This window comes from Methylobacterium sp. 174MFSha1.1 (genome assembly GCF_900116815.1).
Classification (GTDB): domain Bacteria; phylum Pseudomonadota; class Alphaproteobacteria; order Rhizobiales; family Beijerinckiaceae; genus Methylobacterium.
In genome coordinates, this window is record NZ_FPCB01000016.1 from 1 (window position 1) to 20,947 (window position 20,947).

At 71.3% G+C, this 20,947-nt stretch carries 18 protein-coding genes and 1 pseudogene; 8 read left to right on the forward strand and 11 right to left on the reverse strand.

What is annotated here, in order from left to right; translation table 11 throughout:
• Both BM430_RS14755 and BM430_RS14760 read right to left on the reverse strand, forming a co-directional pair.
• Nucleotides 1-262: pseudogene (locus BM430_RS14755) on the reverse strand (IS110 family transposase); the annotation flags it as partial.
• 425 nt (nt 263-687) lie between these two features.
• Nucleotides 688-2,628 (reverse strand): SDR family NAD(P)-dependent oxidoreductase, encoded by a 1,941-nt coding sequence (locus BM430_RS14760; RefSeq protein WP_093568022.1) that lies wholly within the window; start codon nt 2,626-2,628, stop codon nt 688-690.
• Nucleotides 2,629-2,797: 169 nt separating this feature from the next.
• Here BM430_RS14760 and BM430_RS14765 point away from each other — a divergent pair, with 169 nt between their 5' ends.
• The 7 genes from BM430_RS14765 to katG all read left to right on the forward strand — a co-directional run bounded on the left by BM430_RS14765 (nt 2,798) and on the right by katG (nt 11,685).
• Complete coding sequence (locus tag BM430_RS14765; RefSeq protein WP_093568023.1) at nt 2,798-3,892, forward strand: CgeB family protein; 1,095 nt, start codon at nt 2,798-2,800, stop codon at nt 3,890-3,892.
• A complete protein-coding gene (locus BM430_RS14770) occupies nt 3,889-5,004 on the forward strand; it encodes a CgeB family protein (protein WP_093568024.1) in 1,116 nt (371 codons plus the stop codon). The genes BM430_RS14765 and BM430_RS14770 overlap by 4 nt, the downstream gene beginning before the upstream one ends.
• A gap of 145 nt (nt 5,005-5,149) precedes the next feature.
• Nucleotides 5,150-6,178 (forward strand): UDP-glucuronic acid decarboxylase family protein, encoded by a 1,029-nt coding sequence (locus tag BM430_RS14775; protein ID WP_093568025.1) that lies wholly within the window; start codon nt 5,150-5,152, stop codon nt 6,176-6,178.
• A 184-nt stretch (nt 6,179-6,362) separates the two neighbouring features.
• The gene (locus BM430_RS14780; RefSeq protein WP_093568026.1) at nt 6,363-7,127 is read left to right on the forward strand and encodes an alpha/beta fold hydrolase; all 765 of its coding nucleotides are present in this window, start codon (nt 6,363-6,365) and stop codon (nt 7,125-7,127) included.
• Between the two features lie 274 nt (nt 7,128-7,401).
• Entirely contained in the window at nt 7,402-7,818 is a 417-nt protein-coding gene (locus BM430_RS14785; protein ID WP_093568027.1) for an ester cyclase, read from the forward strand.
• 32 nt (nt 7,819-7,850) lie between these two features.
• Nucleotides 7,851-8,783 carry a glutathione S-transferase family protein gene (locus tag BM430_RS14790; RefSeq protein WP_093568028.1) on the forward strand — a complete coding sequence of 311 codons (933 nt, stop codon included), beginning with the start codon at nt 7,851-7,853 and terminating at the stop codon, nt 8,781-8,783.
• A gap of 601 nt (nt 8,784-9,384) precedes the next feature.
• Nucleotides 9,385-11,685, forward strand: a complete 2,301-nt coding sequence (katG, locus tag BM430_RS14795; protein ID WP_093568029.1) for a catalase/peroxidase HPI — start codon at nt 9,385-9,387, stop codon at nt 11,683-11,685.
• 330 nt (nt 11,686-12,015) lie between these two features.
• Here katG and BM430_RS14800 read toward each other — a convergent pair whose 3' ends face one another.
• The 3 genes from BM430_RS14800 to BM430_RS14810 all read right to left on the reverse strand — a co-directional run bounded on the left by BM430_RS14800 (nt 12,016) and on the right by BM430_RS14810 (nt 15,095).
• Nucleotides 12,016-13,143, reverse strand: a complete 1,128-nt coding sequence (locus BM430_RS14800; protein WP_093568030.1) for an FAD-binding domain-containing protein — start codon at nt 13,141-13,143, stop codon at nt 12,016-12,018.
• A gap of 80 nt (nt 13,144-13,223) precedes the next feature.
• Entirely contained in the window at nt 13,224-14,408 is a 1,185-nt protein-coding gene (locus tag BM430_RS14805) for a hypothetical protein (RefSeq protein WP_093568031.1), read from the reverse strand.
• A gap of 297 nt (nt 14,409-14,705) precedes the next feature.
• A complete protein-coding gene (locus tag BM430_RS14810; RefSeq protein WP_280142277.1) occupies nt 14,706-15,095 on the reverse strand; it encodes a DUF3140 domain-containing protein in 390 nt (129 codons plus the stop codon).
• A 127-nt stretch (nt 15,096-15,222) separates the two neighbouring features.
• Here BM430_RS14810 and BM430_RS14815 point away from each other — a divergent pair, with 127 nt between their 5' ends.
• Complete coding sequence (locus tag BM430_RS14815) at nt 15,223-16,026, forward strand: enoyl-CoA hydratase/isomerase family protein (protein WP_093568032.1); 804 nt, start codon at nt 15,223-15,225, stop codon at nt 16,024-16,026.
• 672 nt (nt 16,027-16,698) lie between these two features.
• Here the strand turns inward: BM430_RS14815 and BM430_RS34715 are convergent.
• The 6 genes from BM430_RS34715 to BM430_RS14840 form a co-directional block, all read right to left on the reverse strand.
• Nucleotides 16,699-16,854 (reverse strand): hypothetical protein, encoded by a 156-nt coding sequence (locus BM430_RS34715; protein ID WP_177303052.1) that lies wholly within the window; start codon nt 16,852-16,854, stop codon nt 16,699-16,701.
• 264 nt (nt 16,855-17,118) lie between these two features.
• Nucleotides 17,119-17,433: a hypothetical protein gene (locus BM430_RS14820; RefSeq protein ID WP_093568033.1), complete on the reverse strand. Its 315-nt coding sequence runs from the start codon at nt 17,431-17,433 to the stop codon at nt 17,119-17,121.
• A 198-nt stretch (nt 17,434-17,631) separates the two neighbouring features.
• Entirely contained in the window at nt 17,632-18,228 is a 597-nt protein-coding gene (locus BM430_RS14825) for an NUDIX domain-containing protein (protein ID WP_093568034.1), read from the reverse strand.
• Nucleotides 18,225-18,479, reverse strand: coding sequence for a sulfurtransferase TusA family protein (locus tag BM430_RS14830; protein ID WP_093568035.1), 255 nt, complete (start codon nt 18,477-18,479; stop codon nt 18,225-18,227). Before BM430_RS14830 ends, BM430_RS14825 begins: the two co-directional genes overlap by 4 nt.
• A 113-nt stretch (nt 18,480-18,592) precedes the next feature.
• Nucleotides 18,593-19,027, reverse strand: a complete 435-nt coding sequence (locus tag BM430_RS14835; protein ID WP_093568036.1) for a hypothetical protein — start codon at nt 19,025-19,027, stop codon at nt 18,593-18,595.
• A gap of 451 nt (nt 19,028-19,478) precedes the next feature.
• Entirely contained in the window at nt 19,479-20,846 is a 1,368-nt protein-coding gene (locus BM430_RS14840; protein WP_093568037.1) for a glutamate--cysteine ligase, read from the reverse strand.
• Nucleotides 20,847-20,947: the final 101 nt, after the last annotated feature.

Here is a 20,947-nt window from a genome sequence, read left to right on the forward strand (position 1 = left end):
TGTTGCGCTGGACGAACGGCTTGACGTAGGCCGGCGGCAGCAGGCGCACCTCGTGGCCCAGAGCCCGGATCTGGCGCGCCCAGTGATGGGCGGTGGCGCAGGCCTCCATCGCCACGATGGTGGCGGGGATCTTCTTGAGCGCCGGCAGCAGCTTGTCGCGCGAGACGCGCTCGGTGCTCACCACGGAGCCCTGCGCGTCCTGGGCCTCGAACTGGAAGACGGACTTGGCGATGTCCAGGCCGATGATGCTAATCTGCGTCACGGACGGTCTCCTCGGTTGGGTGTCAGACGACCTCAACCTGGCACTTATGATGCCGGCGGGGGCCGTCCACCCCAACATCCCGGGGCTCGACAAAGTCGAGAACCCGGGATCCATACCCGATGAGGTTATAGGACGAGGCGGAGAGCGTTCCGACTCATCCTCGGTCATCAGCGGTTATGGATCTTGGGTTCCGCTCCACGGCCCCGGGATGACGAGGAGGGTGTCATATCGGCCTCCTCACGCGAGTTAGGCGCTCGCGTCACTGTCGTGTACCGTGCCCTATCCTGAACCATCCGCGAGTCTGGCCTCCGGGCTCCGCTGCGCCGCCCTGATGCCGAGGAGGGTATCGGTGTCGCCGATCGGATCGAAAGGGCTCTGCTTTGCCCCAACGTCGACGAACCGGCATCCGCCTCGTCGACGAGGCCCTATCCCGCGCGGGAGAGGGGCGCGGCCTCGCCCGCGTGGCCGGCCCGGTGCAGGAAGTCGGGAATCGCCTCGCCGAACACCTGGTCGGCCGCCGCCCGGTCGTCGGCCGCCACGGCCGCCGCCAAGCGGTCGAGCCAGGCGGCGAGCTGGGCGCGGTCGGCGAAGACGGGCTTGGCCGCCATCACCCCGTCGATCCCTTCGAGGTTCACCATCGGCTCGTCGCGGGCGAACAGGATCTCGTTGAGCCGCTCGCCCGGGCGGGCGCCGGTGACGACGACGTCGATGTCCTCGCCGGGCTCGAAGCCGGCGAGCCGGATCATCCGCTCGGCGAGGTCGCGGATCCGCACCGGCTGGCCCATCTTGAGCACGTAGACGGCGGCGCGCTGGTCGCCGGCGCCGGGTGCGCGGGCCTCGCGGTCGGCGTGGGAGGCGGCGGTGAGCACGAGGTCGGCGGCCTCGCGCACCGTCATGAAGTAGCGCACCATGTCGGGATGGGTCAGCGTGACCGGGCCGCCGCGGGCGATCTGCGCCTTGAACACCGGCACCACCGAGCCGACCGAGCCCAGCACGTTGCCGAAGCGCACCGCGACGAGGCGGGTCTCGGTCGGCCCGCGGCCGGCATCGAGGGCCTGGGCGTACATCTCGGCGAAGCGCTTGGTGACGCCGAGCTGCGACACCGGCTCGATCGCCTTGTCGGTCGAGATCATCACCAGCGCCTTGGCGCCGGCCGCCAGCGTCGCGTCGGCGACGTTGACCGAGCCGAAGACGTTGGTCTTGATGCCTTCGCTCCAGTCCCGCTCCAGGTAGGGCACCTGCTTCAGCGCCGCGGCGTGGAAGACGTAGTCGGGCCGGAAGTCCTCGAGCACCCGGATCATCCGGTCCCGGTCGCGGATATCGGCGATGACGCCGCTGACGCCCTCCTGGCCGGAGAGGCCGGGACGGCTGAGCACCCCGTGCAGGGCGGGCTCGGAACTCTCCAGCACCAGCACGGCGCTCGCCCCGAAGGCCACGGCGCGGGCGCAGATCTCCGAGCCGATCGAGCCGCCGCCGCCCGTGACGACGATCCGCTGCCCGGTGAGGAAGTGCTCCAGCCGCGGCCGGTCGATGGCGACGGTCGGGCGCAGCAGCAGGTCCTCGATCTCGATCGGGGCGAGCTCCGCCCCGCGGCCGGCAACGCCGAGGCTCGTGACGCGCGCGAGCGGCAGGCCGAGGCGGCGCGCCTTCGCGATCAGCGCCTCGGGCTCGGCCTCCGGCGCGAGCGCGCTCGGCGTGGCGACGAGGCGGCGGATCGGCACGCCGCGGGCGGCGAGGCCCGCCACCACCGCGTCGAGGTCGGAGACGGCCCCGAGCACCGGCACGCCGCGCATGGTCTGGCCCTGCTCCTCGGCCCGGGGCGAGAGGATGCCCCTCGGGTCGAGCTTGCGCACCGCGCCCGATTCGATCGCGCGGAGCACCACCTCGATGTCGTGGCCGCGCCCGATCAGCAGCGTCGGCGTGCTGGCGGCGCGCGCCGCGCTCTGGCGCGAGCGGCTGTATTTCAGGTAGCGGAACGCCAGTCGCGGCCCGCCGAGCAGAAAAACCTGCAGGACGAAGTAGAGACCGATGGCGATCTTGCCGAAGAAGTAGATGCCGAACGCGACCGGCGAGACCAGCACGTAGTCGAGCACCAGCAGCAGCAGCGTGAGCACCGCCACGGCGCGCACGATGTTGGCGAGGTCCGGCAGCGAGGCGAAGCGCCACTTGGTCCGGTAGAGCCCGAAGGCGCGATAGACCAGGCCGGCGCAGGCCACGAAGGGCGGCAGCAGCACCGGCAGATGGGCGAGCCGCTCGGCGAGCAGGGGCCCGTCGAACCGGATCACGAAGGTGAGGAGCACGGCGAGGGCCGTCGCCACGAGGTCGTGGACGATGATCGTCGCGGTCTTGAGGATCTGTCTGCGCATCGGGAGCCGGGCGCGGTATCGGCCGGGGCTCCCGCGGTGTCAACGCGGCGGGGACGCCGGGTTTCTTTCGGGCGGCGGGATTTGCCAAACGACGCCGCTCCGCCATCTGGACATACAGACAGGGAGCATCGCGGGTGCGCGATGCGCAAGAGGGAGACCCCCGCGCCGCATGCCCAGCCTCGCCTTCTACGGCTCCAGCCTGCTCTCCGCCTACTGGAACGGCGCCGCCACCTACTACCGCGGCCTGATCCGCGATCTCGCCGGCCGGGGCTGGCGCACGACCTTCTACGAGCCCGACGCCTTCGAGCGCCAGCAGCACCGCGACATCGACCCGCCGGACTGGGCGAGGGTGGTCGTCTACCCCGCCACCGAGGCGGCGGCTCGGGGCGTGATCGCCGAGGCGGCGTCGGCCGACGTGGTGGTCAAGGCCTCCGGCGTCGGCGTCTTCGACGACCTGCTGCTCGTCGAGCTGGCGCGGACGGCCCGGCCCGACGCGGTGCGGCTGTTCTGGGACGTCGACGCGCCGGCGACGCTCGCCGAGATCGGCGCCTCCCCCGACCACCCGCTGCGGCGGGTGCTGCCGGACCTCGACCTCGTGCTGACCTATGGCGGTGGGCCGCCGGTGGTGGAGGCCTATCGCGGCTTCGGGGCCAGGGCCTGCGTACCGATCTACAACGCGCTCGATCCCGACACCCATCACCCGGTGCCGGCGCAAAGCCGGTTCTCCGCCGACCTCGCCTTCCTGGGCAACCGCCTGCCCGACCGCGAGGCGCGGGTGGAGGAGTTTTTCCTCAATCCCGCCGCGAGCCTGCCGGAGCGGCGCTTCCTCATCGGCGGCAACGGCTGGGAGTGGCGAAGCCTCCCCGACAACGTGCGCCGCATCGGCCACGTGCCGACGGCGGACCACAACGCCTTCAACACCTCGCCCCGGGCCGTGCTCAACATCGCCCGCGATTCGATGGCCGCCACCGGCTGGTCCCCGGCGACCCGGGTGTTCGAGGCCGCCGGCGCCGGCGCCTGCCTGATCACCGATGCCTGGACCGGCCTCGAGATGTTCCTCGACGAGGGCACCGAGGTGCTGGTCGCCCGCGACGGGCGCGACGTCGCCGCCCATGTCGAGGCGCTGACGGAGGAGCGGGCGCGGGCGATCGGGGCGGCGGCGCGCCGGCGCATCCTGTCCGAGCACACCTATGCGCGCCGCGGCGCCGAGGTCGACGCGCTGCTGCGCCGGGCGCTGTCGGCCCGCCGGGGGAGTGCCGCGTGAGCCGGCCCCTCGACCTCGTGGTGCTGGGCCTGAGCCTGTCCTCGTCCTGGGGCAACGGCCATGCCACGACCTACCGGGCGCTGCTCAAGGCCTTCGCCGCCCGCGGCCATCGGGTCACCTTCCTGGAGCGCGACGTGCCCTGGTACGCCGCCCACCGCGACCTCGCGGATCCGGGCTACTGCGACCTCGTGCTCTACCGGGACCTCGCCGAACTCGCCGACCTGGCGCCGCGGCTGGACGCCGCCGACGCGGTGATGGTCGGCTCCTACGTGCCGGACGGGGTCGCGGTCGGGCAGATGGCGATCCGGGCCGCCCACCGGGCGAACGCCGTCGCCGCCTTCTACGACATCGACACCCCGGTGACGCTGGCCAAGCTCGCCCGCGGCGACCACGAATACCTCACGCCGGAGCTGATCCGGTCCTACGACCTCTACCTCTCCTTCACCGGCGGCCCGACCCTGGGGCGGCTGGAGCGCGAGCACGGCGCCCCGATGGCCCGGGCGCTGTACTGCTCGGTCGATCCGGCGCGCTACGCCCCGGTCCCGGCGCTCCTGCGCTACGACCTCAGCTATCTCGGCACCTACAGCCCCGACCGGCAGCCGACCCTGGAGCGGCTCCTGATCGAGCCGGCGCGCCGCGCGCCGCACCTCGCCTTCGCGGTCGCCGGGCCGCAATATCCGGACGGGATCGACTGGCCCCCGAACGTCGCGCGCCTCGACCACGTCGCGCCGGCCGACCACCCGGCCTTCTACGCCGCCAGCCGCTACACCCTGAACGTCACCCGCGCCGACATGATCGCCGCCGGCTACAGCCCGAGCGTACGCCTGTTCGAGGCCGCCGCCTGCGGCACGCCGCTGATCTCCGATTCCTGGGACGGGCTCGACACCGTGCTCACCCCCGGCCGCGAGATCCTGGTGGCGGAGGGGCCCGAGGCGGTGCTGGCGATCCTGAACAGCCGGGACGAGGCCACCCGGACGGCCCAGGCCGATTCCGCCCGCGCCCGGGTCCTGTCCCGTCACACCGCCGCCTGCCGGGCGGCGGAACTCGAAGCCGCCTTGCAAGAGGCCACCTTGCACGAAGCGGGGGCTGGCGGCCTCCGCGCCGCACCCTAAAATACTCACACCCTGTATCGCAACGAGGCGCGGGAGCGACGCGTTGTGTGCGGGTGCGGATCCAGGAACGAAGATCCCGGGTCCGCGGCGCCGAACGGGCGCCCCGGGCGGTCGTCGCCCGGCCAGCCTGGAGAGGATCGACCGCATGAGACACCGCGAGAGCACGCTCGTCCTGGTCGCCGGCGGCGCGGGGTTCCTGGGGTCTCACCTGTGCGACCGGCTCCTGGCGGAGGGGCACGAGGTGGTCTGCCTCGACCATTTCGGCACCGGGCGGCGGCGCAACCTGCGCCATCTCGAGCGCGAGCCGCGCTTCGACCTCGTCACCCACGACGTGGTGCAGCCCCTGCCGGCCCGGCTCAGGCGCCAGCGCTTTTCCCGGATCTACAACCTCGCCTGCCCGGCCTCGCCGCCGCATTACCAGGCCGACCCGGAGCACACGCTGCTCACCAGCGTGCTCGGCACCCGTCACCTGCTGCTGGCCGCCGAGGAGAGCGGCGCACGCCTGCTCCAGGCCTCGACCTCCGAGATCTACGGCGACCCGGAGATGCACCCGCAGGCCGAGGGCTACTGGGGCCACGTCAATCCGACGGGTCCCCGCGCCTGCTACGACGAGGGCAAGCGGGCCGCCGAGACGCTCTGCGCCGACTACGCCCGGGCCGGCCGGGCCGCCGTGCGGGTGGCCCGCATCTTCAACACCTACGGGCCGCGGATGCGCGCCGACGACGGCCGGGTGGTCTCGAACGTGATCTGCCAGGCGCTGGCCGGCGACGACGTCACGGTCTACGGCGACGGCAGCCAGACCCGCTCCTTCTGCTACGTCGACGACCTGATCGACGGGCTCCACCGGCTGATGGAGCACCCGGCCGAGGCCCGGGACATCGGCGCGGTCAATCTCGGCAACCCGGTCGAGCTGACGGTGTCGGACCTGGTGCGCCGGGTGCTCGCCCTCACCGGCTCGACCGCGACGGTGGTCAACCATCCCCTGCCCGTCGACGATCCGCGCCGGCGCCGGCCCGACATCGCCCGCGCCGGCGCCCTGCTCGGCTGGGCCCCCCGGGTGCCGCTGGAGCAGGGCCTGCGCGCCACCGTGACGTGGTTTTCCGACGAGGCCGAGGACGGCCCGCGGGCCGGCCGGCGGCCGGGGCTCGCCGCGCCGGCGGCGGTGGTCGCCTGACGCGGGCACCCCTGTCCGCGTTGCGGGCCGGCCTGCGCCTGAGCGAAAGCATTTTCCGACGAAGTGGATACCGGTTCGTCGAAGAAAATGCGGCAAAATAAAAAACCGAGAGCACGGCCCGATTGCAACGCGATCGGGCCGTGCTCTAAGCCCGCGTCCGACCTCGCGCGGGAGCCCCATCGCCATGCAGACCTTCGATTCGGACGGCGTCTCGATCGCCTATATCGACGTTCCGCCGAAGGAGGGCGCGGGCGAGCCGATCCTGCTGATCCACGGCTTCGCGTCGAACCACGCCGTCAACTGGGTCAACACCTCCTGGGTGCGCAGCCTGACGACCGCCGGGCGGCGGGTGATCGCCCTCGACAATCGCGGCCATGGCCGCAGCGGCAAGCTCTACGACCCGGAGGCCTACGGCTCGGACCTGATGGCCGAGGATGCCCGCCGGCTCCTCGACCACCTCGACATCCCCCGCGCCGACGTGATGGGCTACTCGATGGGCGCGCGGATCACCGCCTTCCTGGCGCTCGCCCATCCCGGCCGCGTCCGCTCGGCGCTGCTGGGGGGGCTGGGCATCCACCTCGTCGAGGGGCGGGGCCTGCCGGCCGGCATCTCGGAGGCGATGGAGGCGCCCTCCCGCGACGCCGTCACCGAGCCGACGGCGCGGATGTTCCGGGTCTTCGCCGAGCAGACCGGCAGCGACCTGCGGGCGCTTGCCGCCTGCATGCGCGGCTCGCGCCAGACCCTGTCGCGGGCCGAGGTCGCGCAGATCGAGGTTCCGGTCCTGGTCGCCGTCGGCACCACCGACACCGTGGCCGGCTCGGGCCCGGCGCTCGCCGCCCTGATCCCGGAGGCCAAGGCCCTCGACATCCCCAACCGCGACCACAACCTCGCGGTCGGCGACAAGGTGCACAAGGCCGGGGTGCTGGAGTTCCTCGACGCCCGGCCCTGACGGAGCGTCGACCGGTCGGCGCCGACAAGGCCGGCCGGATCGAATGCGTCGCGAGGGGCGGTGACCGATTGGGCCGGGAGTGGGCTGGGCAAAGGGGCCCGTCGGGTTCGAGGTCCCACCCGCCGTTCCGGCACCGGGGGCATTCCTCCTCGTCACCCCCTGTGCGAGGATGCGACCGCCCGACCGGAACGGATCCCGACCCGATCGGTTGCGCACAAATAAATCATGTATGCCGCAGCGCCTCGACGGCGCACGCGCATCCGGGGAGAACGCCATGCCGACCGACGCCAACAAGGACCTCGCCCGCGCCTACTTCACCGCCTTCCTCGAACGGGACGAGGCGTGGTGGCGGCGGCACATCGCGCCCGAATTCGTGCGCCACGATCCGGGCCTGACCTTCGCCGTGCACGGCCCCGAGGGCGTGCGCCGCCTCGGCGAGGTGCTGCATGGCGGCGTCACCGAGATGCGACTGCCGATCGACGAGGTGATCGCCGAGGGCGACAGGGTGCTGGTCCGCCTGCGTTTCCAGGGCCGCCATACGGGGGACCTGATGGGGCTTCCCGCCAGCGGCAAGAGCATCGACATCGCGGTGATGGACCTCTTTCGCATCGTCGACGGGCGCCTGATCGAGCATTGGGGGCTCCTCGACAATCTCGGCCTCCTGAAGCAGGTCGGCGCCCTCCCGGCGTGAGACCCCTGTCCTCCATCCCCGGAGATGTCCGCATGTCCACGCCCCAGATCATCCTGCACCACTACGCCTTCTCGCCCTACGCCGAGAAGGTCCGCCTCGCCCTCGGGCTCAAGGGGCTCGACTGGGGCTCGGTCGACGTCGCGATGATGCCGCCGCGCCCGCTCCTCGATCCGCTCTCCGGCGGCTACCGGCGCATCCCGGTGCTGCAGGTCGGCGCCGACATCTACTGCGACACCCACGCGATCCTGCCGGCGCTGGAGCGTCTGCACCCCGAGCCCAGCCTGTACCCGACCCTGGGTCCCGCGCTGACGGAGGGCCTGACCTACGGCCTCGAACGGGACCTCTGGCTCGCAGTCATCGGCATCACGGTGCATTTCGCCGGCGACCTGCCGGAGGCTTTCCTGCGCGACCGCAAGGACGACTACCTCTACGTCGACATCAGCCACGCCGCGATGGAGCCGGACTTCGCCCGCAACGCCCAGCGGGTCGCTTCCTGGGCCGCCTGGCTCACGCAGGCGCTGGCGGACGGCCGCCGCTTCCTCGGCGGGGACAAGCCTGGGGCGGCGGACCTGGCGCATTACCATCTCCTCTGGCTGATGCGCGGCGGCGAGCGGGCCGGGGCGGTCGACCGGCTGCTCGGGCTCCAGACCATTCACGGCTGGATGGAGCGGGTCGCCGGCCTCGGGCACGGCCGACCGCGGGAGACGAGCGCCGAGGCGGCCCTGGAGGCGGCGCGGGAAGCGGAGCCGGCCCCGGTCGAGGCGGTCAACGCGGTGCCGGACCTCGTCGCGGCGGCCCCCGGCGACGCCGTGACGGTGACGCCGGACGACTTCGCCCGGGTGCCGGTCGAGGGCCGGCTCGTCGCCGTGAGCGCGGACGAGATCGTCATCCGCCGCGACGACCCGCAGGTGGGAGCGCTGCACCTGCACTTCCCGCGGGCGGGGTTCACGGTGGCAAAGGGGTGAGTGCTTGTTTGATGGACGGCGTCAATTGATTCGGCCCACCGGCTGCCAACTCTCCACGTCATCCCGGGGCTCGACGAAGTCGAGAACCCGGGATCCATAGCCGCTGACGCTGGAGAAGTGAGCGCATCGCGTTCTCTCATCCTGATCCGTCAGCGGATATGGATCCCGGGTTCCGCTTCGCGGCGCCGGGATGACAGGGCGGGTGTCACGACCGGTCGGGCCAATCTGACAGGCCGTCAGGGTGAGCGATCACAGGCTGCGACGCCCTCGCGCACGAAGGCCCGTGCCCGAACCACCCCCTCCGAGACGCCGTGACGCGGTGAATGCGAATGGAGTGGTCGCAGCGGAAGCGGCGCCTATCTGCGTCGGCGCACCGTATGATCGTGTCGAGTTCGGGATGAAGGGTCGCTTGTCCAAGTCGGCGCCGTGGATCGATCCGTCCACAGCCGGACATTGCGACCATGTTCAGATACTCAGCATGAGTATAGTGCGCCATTCCGGATCGGCGGATGCTGCCTGAACGGCGCGCCCTGCGCAGCCGGACGGCGCATGCTGGCCCATCGCGATCGCGGCGCGCGATCGGCTCAGGAGGAGCGACGACGTGGAAACCTATCAAGACGTCCTGTCGGGCAAGTGCCCCTTCGGCGGCGACCGCGTCGGCGGTGCGCTCGGCACGCCGCCCACCCTCGAGAACTGGTATCCGGACCGCCTGCGCGTCGAGACGCTGCACCAGAACGGCCCGCAGGCGAACCCGCTCGGGGCCGAGTTCGATTACCGCGCGGCCTTCGCGTCGCTCGATTACGAGGCGCTGAAGAGCGACATCAAGCAGTTCCTGACCACATCGGTAGCCTGGTGGCCGTCGGATTACGGCAATTACGGCCCGCAGATGATCCGCATGGCCTGGCACTCCGCCGGCACCTACCGCATCGCCGACGGGCGCGGCGGCGCCGGCCAGGGCCTGCAGCGCTTCGCGCCGATCAGCAGCTGGTGGGACAACGGCAACACCGACAAGTCGCGCCGCCTGCTCTGGCCGATCAAGCAGAAATACGGCAGCGCCCTGTCCTGGGCCGACCTGATGGTGCTGACCGGCAACATCGCCCTCGAGATCATGAACTTCCCGACCTACGGCTTCGCCGGCGGCCGCGAGGATGCCTGGGAGGCCGACAACGCGACCTATTGGGGCCCTGAGCTGTGGGACCCGACCAACGTCAAGTCGTTCGACGAGATGGTCAACCGCGACAAGCGCTGGCGGGGCAAGAACGGCGAGGCCGATTACGATCTCGAGAACCCGCTCGCGGCGTCGCACCAGTCGCTGATCTACGTCAATCCGGAAGGGCCCTACGCCAACGGCGACCCGATGGGCTCGGCCCGCGACATCCGCGTCACCTTCACCCGCATGGCGATGAACGACGAGGAGACCGTGGCGCTGATCGCCGGCGGCCACGCCTTCGGCAAGAGCCACGGCATGGTCAAGGCCGACCGGATCGGCCCGCCGCCGGAGATCGCCCCGATCGAGGCGATGGGGCTGGGCTGGCACAACCCGCAAGGGACGGGCGCCGCCGAGAACACCATGACCAACGGCATCGAGGGCTCGTGGACGCAGGATCCGACGACCTGGGACAACAGCTACCTCGAGAACCTGTTCAAGTTCGAGTGGAAGCAGACCCGCAGCCCCGCCGGCGCCCTGCAATGGGAGCCGGTCGATCCTGACGCACCGAGGACGCCCGACGCCCACATCCCGGGCCAGTCCCACCCGCTGATGATGATGACGAGCGACATCGCGCTCAAGACCGACCCGGTCTACCGCGCGATCTGCGAGAAGTTCCTGTCCGACTTCGACTACTTCACGCTGCAATTCTCCAAGGCCTGGTACAAGCTGACCCACCGCGACATGGGCCCGAAGGAGCGCTACGTCGGGCCGGAGACCAGGATCGAGGACGACCTCCTCTGGCAGGACCCGATCCCGCCGGTCGACCACCCGCTGGTGGACGAAGCCGACATCGCCGCCCTGAAGGCGGAGATTCTGGGCGCCGGCCTGTCGGTCTCCGACCTCGCCTTCACGGCGTTCTCGTCGGTCTCGACCTACCGCAACAGCGACAAGCGCGGCGGCGCCAACGGCGCCCGGCTGGCGCTCGCCCCGCAATCGGGCTGGGCCGTCAACCGGCGCACCCTGCCGGTGATCGAGGCCTTGCGCGGCATCATGGCGGGGTTCAACGGCAAGGCGGCCGGGGGCAAGAAGGTCTCGCTCGCCGACCTGATCGTGCTCGGCGGCTGCGCCGCGGTCGAGCAGGCGGCCAAGGACGCCGGTACGCCCGTGGCGGTGCCGTTCGTCCCGGGCCGGATGGACACGACCCCGGAACTCACCGACGAGGACAGCTTCGAGTGGCTCAAGCCCGTCGTCGACGGCTTCCGCAACTACGTCGATCCGTCCTTTGCCGAGATCACGGGAGGACGCGTCGCCCCCGAGCAGGTCTTCCTCGACAAGGCGAACCTGCTCGCGCTCACCGCCCCCGAATGGGTGGCGCTGACCGGGGGCCTGCGGGCGCTCAACCTGAACCATGACGGCGGACGCCACGGCGTCTTCACCGACCGCGTCGGCGTGCTCACCAACGACTTCTTCACCGTGCTCACCAGCATGGACTACGAGTGGAAGAAGACGGACGCGGCCGGCCTGGCCTTCACCCTCGACGACCGGCAGACCGGCGCGACGAAGTTCACGGCGACGCGCTGCGACCTCGTCTTCGGCGCGAACGCGCAGCTCCGGGCCGTCGCCGAGATCTATGCCGGCCGCGACGGGCAGGACCGGTTCGTGCGCGACTTCGTCAAGGTCTGGCACAAGCTGATGATGCTCGACCGCTACGACGTGAAGCGCAACGAGGCGGGGATGACCACGGCGGCGTGAGGACGCTGCTTCGGGAATGATAGGCTTCCCCTCTCCCGTGGGAGAGGGGAAGCGCGATTCGCATGGCCTGTTTCGATCCGCTGCCGAGATTTGAAACCCTCGATGTCATCCCGGGGCTCGCCGAAAGGCGAGAACCCGGGATCCATAACCGCCAACGTTTCAGGACAAAGCGGAACGCTGCCCGCCTCTTCAGGGCACCTCAGCGGTTATGGATCCCGGGTTCCGCTGCGCAGCCCCGGGATGATGCAGAGGGTGTTCATACCGTTTGGCCAGGTAAAGCCGGTCCCTGGTGACCGTGAACTCAGCACATGAGTGCGCAACCCCGCACCCTCAACCTGCCATCACCTTCGGAATTGCCCCGCGCAAACGCGAATACCCCCGATTCGACAGCGGCCAGGCCCGCGCGTCCCAGCCCCGGCGGAGGCGATGACACCCCGCCGGCAGGGCATCCGCCGAGGGACCGACGGGAGCCCACGCCGTCACCACCGGGAGCTCTCCGGCCCAGCCCTCCCGCACCGGCCCCGCCGGGCAACCGAAATGCGCGGCGGCGCGCTCCAGCGCATCCGCCATCGCCGCCTCGTCCGCCGCGCGCACCGGCTCCGCCGCCTCCTCGACCGAGGCGACCAGGCCGCCCACACGCGTCACCCGGGCCCCGCCGAGGGGCAGGCTCTCCGGATGCAGGTCGTCGAGGTGGAGGAGCAGGGCGACCGGGCCTTCCGGCGCGGGATCCACCGAGTCCGGCGGCACCTCCCGGGGCGGCATCGCCTCCTCCAGGGACGCGGCCCCCTCGTTCAGGCCGGCGGGGTCGTGACGACCGTCGGTGAACTCGCGGATGTTGCTGCGCCGCGCGACGTAGGGCTTGCCCCGGGTGTGCAGGCCCGCGACCCAGCGCCAGGACAGGGTGTTGCTCGCCGGGTCGCCGTCGAGGAGGTGGCGCAGGAAGAACTCCGCCCCGAGCTCCCAGGGCAGGCCCAGGGTGAAGATCCAGATCGAGGAAAACCACATCCGGGCGTGGTTGTGCAGCCAGTTCTCCTCGACGAGCTGCACCGCCCAGTCGTCGAAGCCGTCGATCCCGGTCTGCCCTGCGATCGCCCGCTCGTAGGTCCGGCGCAGGCCGGGCTCGGCGGCGAGGCGTTCATGCGCGGCGTCGCGCCCGGCGCGGTAGCGCGCCCAGGCTTCGGGATGGGTCTCGAGATGGCCCTTGAAGTAGGTGCGCCAGAAGACCTCCGACACGAACTTCTCCGCGCCGCGCTCGCCGAGCGCCCGGATCGCCGCGCGGGCGACCTCCTCCTCGGTGAGGAGCCGGCGGCGCAGCCAGGGCGACAGCGCCGAGGTCGTCGGTGCGGCCCGGCCGCGGTCGGTGTTGCGGGCGGCGGCGTAATCCGCGCCGGGGCCGGCCAGGAAGGCGGAGAGCGCGTCGAGGCCGGCGGCGCGGGTCAGGCGAGGGAAATGGGGCATGACCCGGATCTAGGCCGGCCGCGGGCTCGGGCAGCGGCGGCAGCCGGTTCATCCGGGCCCTGAGCCGATCGGTCGCGGCGTCACGGCTCTCCCGGCAGGGCCGAGGCCTCCAGGCGCCGGGCATGGCGGCCGAACAGGGCCTCCCGCAGCCGCAGGGTGTCGCCCCGGGCCAGGGTCTCGGCGAGGCGCCGGCGCAGTTCGGCGCAGCCGGGGGAGGGCGCGCGGGCATGCGGCGCGGCGTCCGGCACGATCGGCGCCGGCCCGGCGAGCGCCCGGTCGAGGAGGGCGCGCATCCGCGCGACGCCGCCCCGGCGGCCCGGCAGCGCTTCCGCGGCGGCGAGCAGGTCGCCGTCCCGGCCGATCGTGCGGCAGCTCTCCTCGCTTCCGCTCGCCGCCATGGCGTCGAGGACGAGGCGGCCGAGGGCCGCGAGGGTCGCGTCGTCGGCGCCCGCGAAGGCCGCCCTGAGGGCGCCTGCCGCCTCGGTCCGAATCAGGTCGAGGCCGTCGCTCTCGCTGCGGCCCTGCCGGTAGGCCTCGCGGTAGCGGGCAGCGATGCCGTCGAGCACGCCCGGCCGCTGGCCCGCGAAGGCGGCGAGGAGATCGACGGCGCGCAAAACCGCCGCCCGGGCGCCGCCCGGCGAATCGTCGTCGTCGAGGGTCGAATCCGGCAGGTCGCCCGGCCCGACCACGCCGGTGACGACCCCGGCGGCCTGCAGGCGGGCGGAATCGGGAATCCAGACGTCCCGCGACGGGGTGGCGAGGGCCTGCTCGACGAAGGCGGGCTCCAGGCCCGCCGCGAGGTAGCGGCCGCGCTCGTCGCTGGCATCGACCGGGATCATCTGCCCGAACAGCCCGGGCTCGTAGGGGGCGTGGAAGCCGAGGCGGCTGTCGGCCACGATCAGCCGCTCGCGCCCGCGCACGAAGGCGAGCGTGCAGGCCGAGACGCAGTAATCCGGCACGTAGGTGACGAGCCCCCGCGCGGCGACGAGCGCGCCCACCGCCGTTCCCTCGTCGACGAGGCCGCCGTCGCTGGTCAGGTGCAGCCGCGTCACGCCCGGATTCGCGTCGAGCAGGCGGCGCAGGCGCTCGGCGGTCCCGTCGTTGAGGTCGCCCCACAGCCGCGCGTCGCGGCCGCCCGGGCCGAGGGTGACGCGGGCCGGCGGCCCGTCGGGGCTCGTATCGAGGACCGCCTCGAGGTTGCGCGACAAGCCCCCGAAGGCCGGGGTCAGGGCCCCCGCCATCCCGGCGAGCCCGAGGCACGCCATCACGACACCGGCGCCGACCCATCCACGGCCCCGCCGCACACCCGCTCCCCTCATTCCGGTCCCCCATGCCTGGCCGGGCTTCGCCCTTTGTCCTTGACCCCACTCAGCCACATCGCCGGGGCGATGCGAAGACGTTGGGGTACGGCCAAGGGTCAGCAAGATCCGGGCCGAACTGGGGCCGGAGCATGGTTCGTTTCGCCAATGGGTCCGGTCGTGGAAACAGTTCTCGCGCGGGAAGCGGCGCGGGAGAAACTTGCGCTCCGCCCCGCGCCACCGTGTCGCGGCGGTGGAATTGCCTCAATCTTTGAGCGGATCGTGGCCCCAGTTCATGAGGGAGTAGCGCCAGCGCGAGGTCTTCACGTCCTCCTTCGGCCCTCCTTGCGCGAGGTGGCGCTTCACGTAGGCCGCGACCTTGCGCATGTCGGCGTAGTCGTCGTCGGTGAGGTCCGCCTTCTTGGTGTGCTTGATCTCGACGATCCGGCGCCCCTGGTGGTGGCCGACCGATTCGCCGCCCTTCGCGCTCTCCTTCTTGGCGCCGTCGCTCCAGCCGACCGACCGGCTCTCCTCGGTGTCGAGCCATTTTTCCAGCTCGCCGGGCGCCATGTTCACCGCCTCGCGGAAGGCCGCGTAGGTCTCCTCGTGGTCGTCGGTGTGGTCGCCGGTCTTGGATTCGTGCTGCTTGCTCACGCGCCGTCTCCCTGATTCACGTCGCGCATCAACGTCACGCGGGCGTTCGCGTTCGGCTCACGCCGGTGGAAGACGGGACGCGACGCGGGCGTTAGGGTCGCGGAGACCCGCCGCACGGATCAACGCCATGACCGAGCCCGCCTTGACCGAGACCGACGAACTGCTCTACGCGGTCGATGCCGAGGGCATCGCCCGGATCACCCTCAACCGGCCGCAGGCGCGCAACGCCCTGACCTTCGCGATGTACGAGCGCCTGCACGGCCTGGCCGAGGCGATCGACGCCGATCCGGCGATCCGCGCGGTGGTGATCCAGGGGGCGGGCGGGCGCGCCTTCGCGGCCGGCACCGATATCGCGCAGTTCCGCGCCTTCTCGACGCCCGAGGACGCGCTCGGCTACGAGCGCTTCATGGACCGGGTGCTCGGCGCGCTCGAACGCTGCGCCAAGCCGACCATCGCGGCGGTGGCCGGAGCCTGCACCGGCGGCGGCGCGGCCATCGCCGCCGCCTGCGACCTGCGCATCGCCACGCGGGACGCCCGGTTCGGCTTCCCGATCGCCCGCACCCTCGGCAACTGCCTCTCGGTCGGCAACCTGCGCCGGCTCTCGGCGCTCGTCGGCGCGGCGCGCGTCAAGGAGATGATCTTCACCGCCCGCCTGGTCGAGGCGGAGGAGGCCCGGGCGATCGGCCTGGTGAGCGAGGTGGTGGAGGATGCGGGCGCCCTTGCCGAGCGGGCGACGGCGCTGGCCCGCCTGGTCGCCGGCCACGCGCCGCTGACGCTCGCCGCCACCAAGGAGGGCCTGCGCCGGGTGCGCGACGGGGCGCCGTCCGAGTCCGGCGACGACCTGATCCTGCAATGCTACACGAGCGCGGATTTCCGCGAGGGGATGGAGGCCTTCCTGGGCAAGCGTCCGCCGCAATGGACCGGGCGGTGAGATGTCGTCCGTGCCCGTATCGAGGATGACAGGTCGCGAGAAGTGGTGGGCTGTCTCAGCGACGATCTCAGTATGAAATCGCAGCCGAGACTGCTCAGATCTGTTTCGATGTGGCTCGATCGACTGGACTCGACGTTATTGATACCCACAGGGTCATCCCGGGGCCGCGCAGCGGAACCCGGGATCCATAGTCGCCGAATTTTGAGGATGAGGCGGAACGCGTCGAGCCGTGTTCTGCACCATCAGCGGTTATGGATCCCGGGTTCTCGCCTGCGGGGAGCCCCGGGATGACGCCGAGGGATATCGGCCTGTGCGGTGAACCGTTTGACGCTTTTGATCGAACAGGCTCCCGGACGGCGCAGGACAGAGCGGCACGCCAGCCGCTCAGTCCTGATCCATCCAAGGTTTCAGATTTGCCTTCGACACGCTGGGCTCTACAGCGCGGCCCGAATGGCAAAGGATGTCACGTGTGTCGACAGGACTGAGCAGACGCCGAAAGTTCCATCAATCTATGGATCGCCGATGCAGCCCTGCGCTGTGCGTAGCTCTGATAGAGTCTACAGAACACCCGACGCCGTCACATGATGAAGCCGACGGCGCATGGCGTCGTCGGCGCGGGCCGGCGCGTCGAGCGCCGGATTCGGAACGCGCCGTCGTGCGGCGCGTCGCGGGTCAGTGGAGCGGCTGGTCCTTGCCCTCGTTCTGGGCGAGCGAGGCCTCGTAGCTCTCGGCCTGCGCACGGGTCAGGCCGCTGACGAGCACGAGCGCGCCGCGGTAGACCGTGTAGGTGCCGTCCTGGGTGGGCTTGACGCGAATGACCTGGGACATGCGCTGGCTCCCTTGCGCGAATCACGACTGATTTTCTTGGATTTGAACGTGACGTTAACGAAACGGCGGACGCGCGCAAGAGGGGTGACCGCGAAACCGCCGGCTTCTCGACACGATCTTGACCAAAGTACAGTCGGGGGAGGAAGGGCGCCGCGCCATCTCCCCGTACCGGACCGGCAACGTGCTGGTCGGCCCCGGGATCCGGCTTCGCCGGCTCAGGATCTCAGGAAAAAGTGCCGCAGGGGGAGGTCAGAGGAATCGGGTTCAGGACGGCGATCGGACGCTCGAGACGTGGATCGTCGGCGCGGTCTGGGCGGAGGGCGCCAGGAGCGGGGCCTTGCCGGGCAGGGTCCACCAGCCCACCGCCGAATGCACCGCGAGAGTGAGGCAGAGCAGGACCAGCATCGAGACGGCGTGGCGCGTCATGCTCGGCTCCGCCGGAATTGCTGCGGGAGTTGCCCCGGGGGCGTGCGGCGCGGCCGGAGCGAGATCCAGCGGCTCGGGCTCCAGCGGGAGGAGCGAGCTGTAGTAACCAGCGGGCTGGCCGGTCGGACGGTGGAAGGGTCCAATGCTGAACATCGGCGTCTCCTGTCGAGGCCCCTGCGACGGAGGGCTATCGGAACCGCTCAAAGTTAACAGCTGCTGAACGAGACGCTAGCCCTGATCACGAAACCGTGAACGGTGGTGCTTGTACACCGTCCGTTCAGGATGCGAGCCAGGATGCCGGCACCGCCTGCTCGCCTCAAGATCGCCCTTCGGGCGATGCCCTCCGCCCGGTCACCGCCGGGATGGCTCCGCGAACAGCTCCGGATGCCGCAGGCGCAGGGTCTGGACGAGGCAGAGCGTCTTCATGTCGGCGAGTTCGCCCCGCTCTGCCAGGGCGGCGAGATCCGCGAGCGCCACCTCCACCACCTCGACGCTCTCGTGCTCCTCCGCCAGGCCGCCGCCGGCGCCCTCGCGGTCGGCGGCCCGGTAGGGTGCGAGGAAGAGGTCCATCCGCTCGGTCGAGAGACCCGGCAGCGACCAGACCCGGCCGGCAGGTTCCAGCACCGGCAGGCGCAGGCCCACTTCCTCGAAAGCCTCGCGCCGGGCGCAGGTCTCCGGATCGTCCTCGTCGCGCAGGCCCGCCGGGGCTTCCAAAACCGAGGCCGTGCCGTCGACGAAGCAGGGCGGCGTGCGGAACTGCCGCACGAGCATGGCGACCCGGCGCTCGGGATCGTAGGGCAGCACCGCCACGGCGGGCCCGTGATCCTCGACCTCGCGGCCGATCCGGGTGCCGTCCGGCAGCTGCACCTCGGCCACGAGGTAGCGCGCCCAGCCCTCGTAGACCGTGCGGGCGCCTAGAATGCGCGGCGGGGTCTCGTCTCGGCTCACGCTGTCCTCTCCTCGGCATCGGGCTCCGCGCCGCGGCGGATCTCGAAGGTCAGGATCCCGTCGTCGCGCAGCATCCGGTCGAGATGGTCGCCACGCTCGCGCAGCAGGTTGGGGATGTCGATGGCGGCCATCGGGTCGGTGCAGCGCACCGACAGGCCGTCGCCCGGCGCGAGGCCGCGCAGGGCCTTGGCGGTGTGCAGGACCGGCAGGGGGCATTTCAGCCCGCGCAGGTCGAGGTCGTGGTGTCGCATGGTCGCCTGAATACAACTCGCCGTCGACCGGTTGAGCACATCCGGCGCGAACGAGAAAGCCCGGCGCGGGGGCGTCCCGCGCCGGGCTTCCATCAGGTCAGGACGTCCGGCGATCAGTAGCCGTAGCCGTAATAGCCGCCGTAGGCCGGGTAGCTGTAGCCGTAGGACGGATAGCTGTAGCCGTAGCCATAGCCGCCGACCGGGGCGTAGCCGCCGCCGTAATAGCCACCGTAGGCCGGGTAGCCGCCGTAGCCGTAGGACGACGCCGAGCCGGCCGCGATGGCGCCGCCGATGATGCCGAGCGCCGCACCGGCTGCGAGCGCGCCGCCGGCGCCGATGCCGCGGCGATAGCCGTAGCCGCGATAGCCGCGGTAGCCGCCGCCGTAATAGCCGCCACCGCGCCAGCGCACTTGGTCGACGGTCGCGCCCGAGCCGGCGATGGCGGCCGAGGTGGCGGCCGGCAGCGGGGCGGCCTGCGCCCCGACGGTGCCGGCGGTCAGGGCGGCGGCGGCGCCGGCCGCGAGGGCGAGAGTGGTGATGCGCGACATAAAAGATGTCTCCGATCGTGTGAGGACCATGTCCCGTAGGCCTCAAGAACGGGCAAGGGCCGGCCTCTGTTCCAAGATTCGGTGCGAAATGACGGATGGTCAATCGGTAGCGGCTACGCTTGCGCGCCACGGATAAGCTTGAGCATTCGCCGGATCGCCGCCCGCGTGACCGGCCCGATAGGGCGAGCGGCGCCGGTTTCCGCCCGGGCGCCCGATCGCTGAACTCTTGCAGAACTCCCATCCTCCGCGTCATCCCGGGGCTCGACGAAGTCGAGAACCCGGGATCCATAACCGCTGACCGTGCAGAACTCGCTTCAGGCGCTCCGCTTCATCCTGAAGCGTCGGCGGTTATGGATCCCGGGTTCCGCTGCGCGGCCCCGGGATGACCAGGAGGGTCTCATTCTCGTCTTCGGCAATCGCTCGCCCTGCAATTGCCAGGACGAGCGAACCCTCAGAACGCGCAGGCGCCGAAGGCGGGATCGACCGAGCGGTTCCACGGCCCGTCATAGAGCGCAAGCAGGTCCTCGGCGCGGCTCTGCGAGGCGGCGATGGCCTGGAGCGGGGCGAGGTAGAGCGTCTCGTCGCGCCCCTGCGCGTCGCGGCGCGCCCGCGCCCGCAGGCCCGATTCGGAGAGCGCCAGCGCGTCGCGTGCGAGATCCCGCAGGCGCCGTTTGCCGGCCGGCGCGTCGAGGCCGAGGCGCGGCACTTCGGCCCGCATCGTCTCGCGCTCCTCCGCCGTCAGCTCGCGCACCAGCTGCCAGGCGCCGTCGAGGGCGGCCGGGTCGTAGTAGAGCCCGGCCCAGAAGGCGGATTGCGCGGCGATCATGTTGGCGTCGCCGACATCCGCCCCGCGCATCTCGAGGAAGCGCTTCAGGCGCACCTCGGGGAAGGCGGTCGAGGCGTGGTTGGCCCAGTCCGAGACCGTGGCGCGCTCGCCCGGCAGGGCATCGAGCCGCCCCGCCATCAGGTCGCGGAACGAGGCGCCGCTGACGTCGTGATAGGTCTCGCCGCGCTTGACGAAGTACATCGGCATGGCGAGCAGCCAGTCCGCGTAGGCCTCGTAGCCGAAGCCGTCGTCGAAGGCGAAGGGCAGCATGCCGGTGCGGTCGCGGTCGGTGTCGCGCCAGATCTCGGAGCGCCGCGACAGGAAGCCGTTGGGCTTGCCGTCGGTGAAGGGCGAGTTGGCGAAGAGCGCGGTCGCCACCGGCTGCAGCGCGAGGCCGACCCGCATCTTCGTCACCATGTCGGCCTCGGACGAAAAGTCGAGGTTCACCTGCACGGTGGCGGTGCGCAGCATCATGTCGAGGCCCAGGCTCCCGACCTTGGGCATGTAGCCCTTCATGATGCGGTAGCGGCTCTTCGGCATCACGGGCGTCTCGCCTTGAGTCCATTTCGGGCTCATGCCGAGGGTGAGGAAGCCGATGCCGAGAGGGTCGGCGGCTCGGGCCACCGCGTCGAGGTGCTGGCTCAGCTCGTGGGCGGTGGCGTGGACGTCCGGCAGCGGCGCGCCCGAGAGCTCGAACTGGCCGCCGGGCTCGAGGGAGATCGCGCCCCCGCCCTCGACCGCCGCGAGGCCGATCACCTGGCCGGCATCCTCGATCGTCTCCCAGCCGGTGATCGCCCGCAGGCCCTCCAGCAGGGCCTCGATGCCGCGCTCGCCCTCGTAGGGCACCGGCGAGAGGTCAGCGCGGTAGAACGGGACCTTCTCGTGCTCGGTCCCGATGGCGAAGGCGTCGTGCGGCTTCTCGCCGGCGGCAAACCACTCGATCAGCTCGGACCGCGCGCTGAGCGGGGTCGCGTCGGACACGTCGCGCGCCATGCGCCACCTCGTGCTTGAATTAGAAAACCGATGACTCCCGGCGGGCCGGCGACCCACCGTCAAGGTTGCGCTTAGATAGGCCGTGGGCGACCGACCCGCAA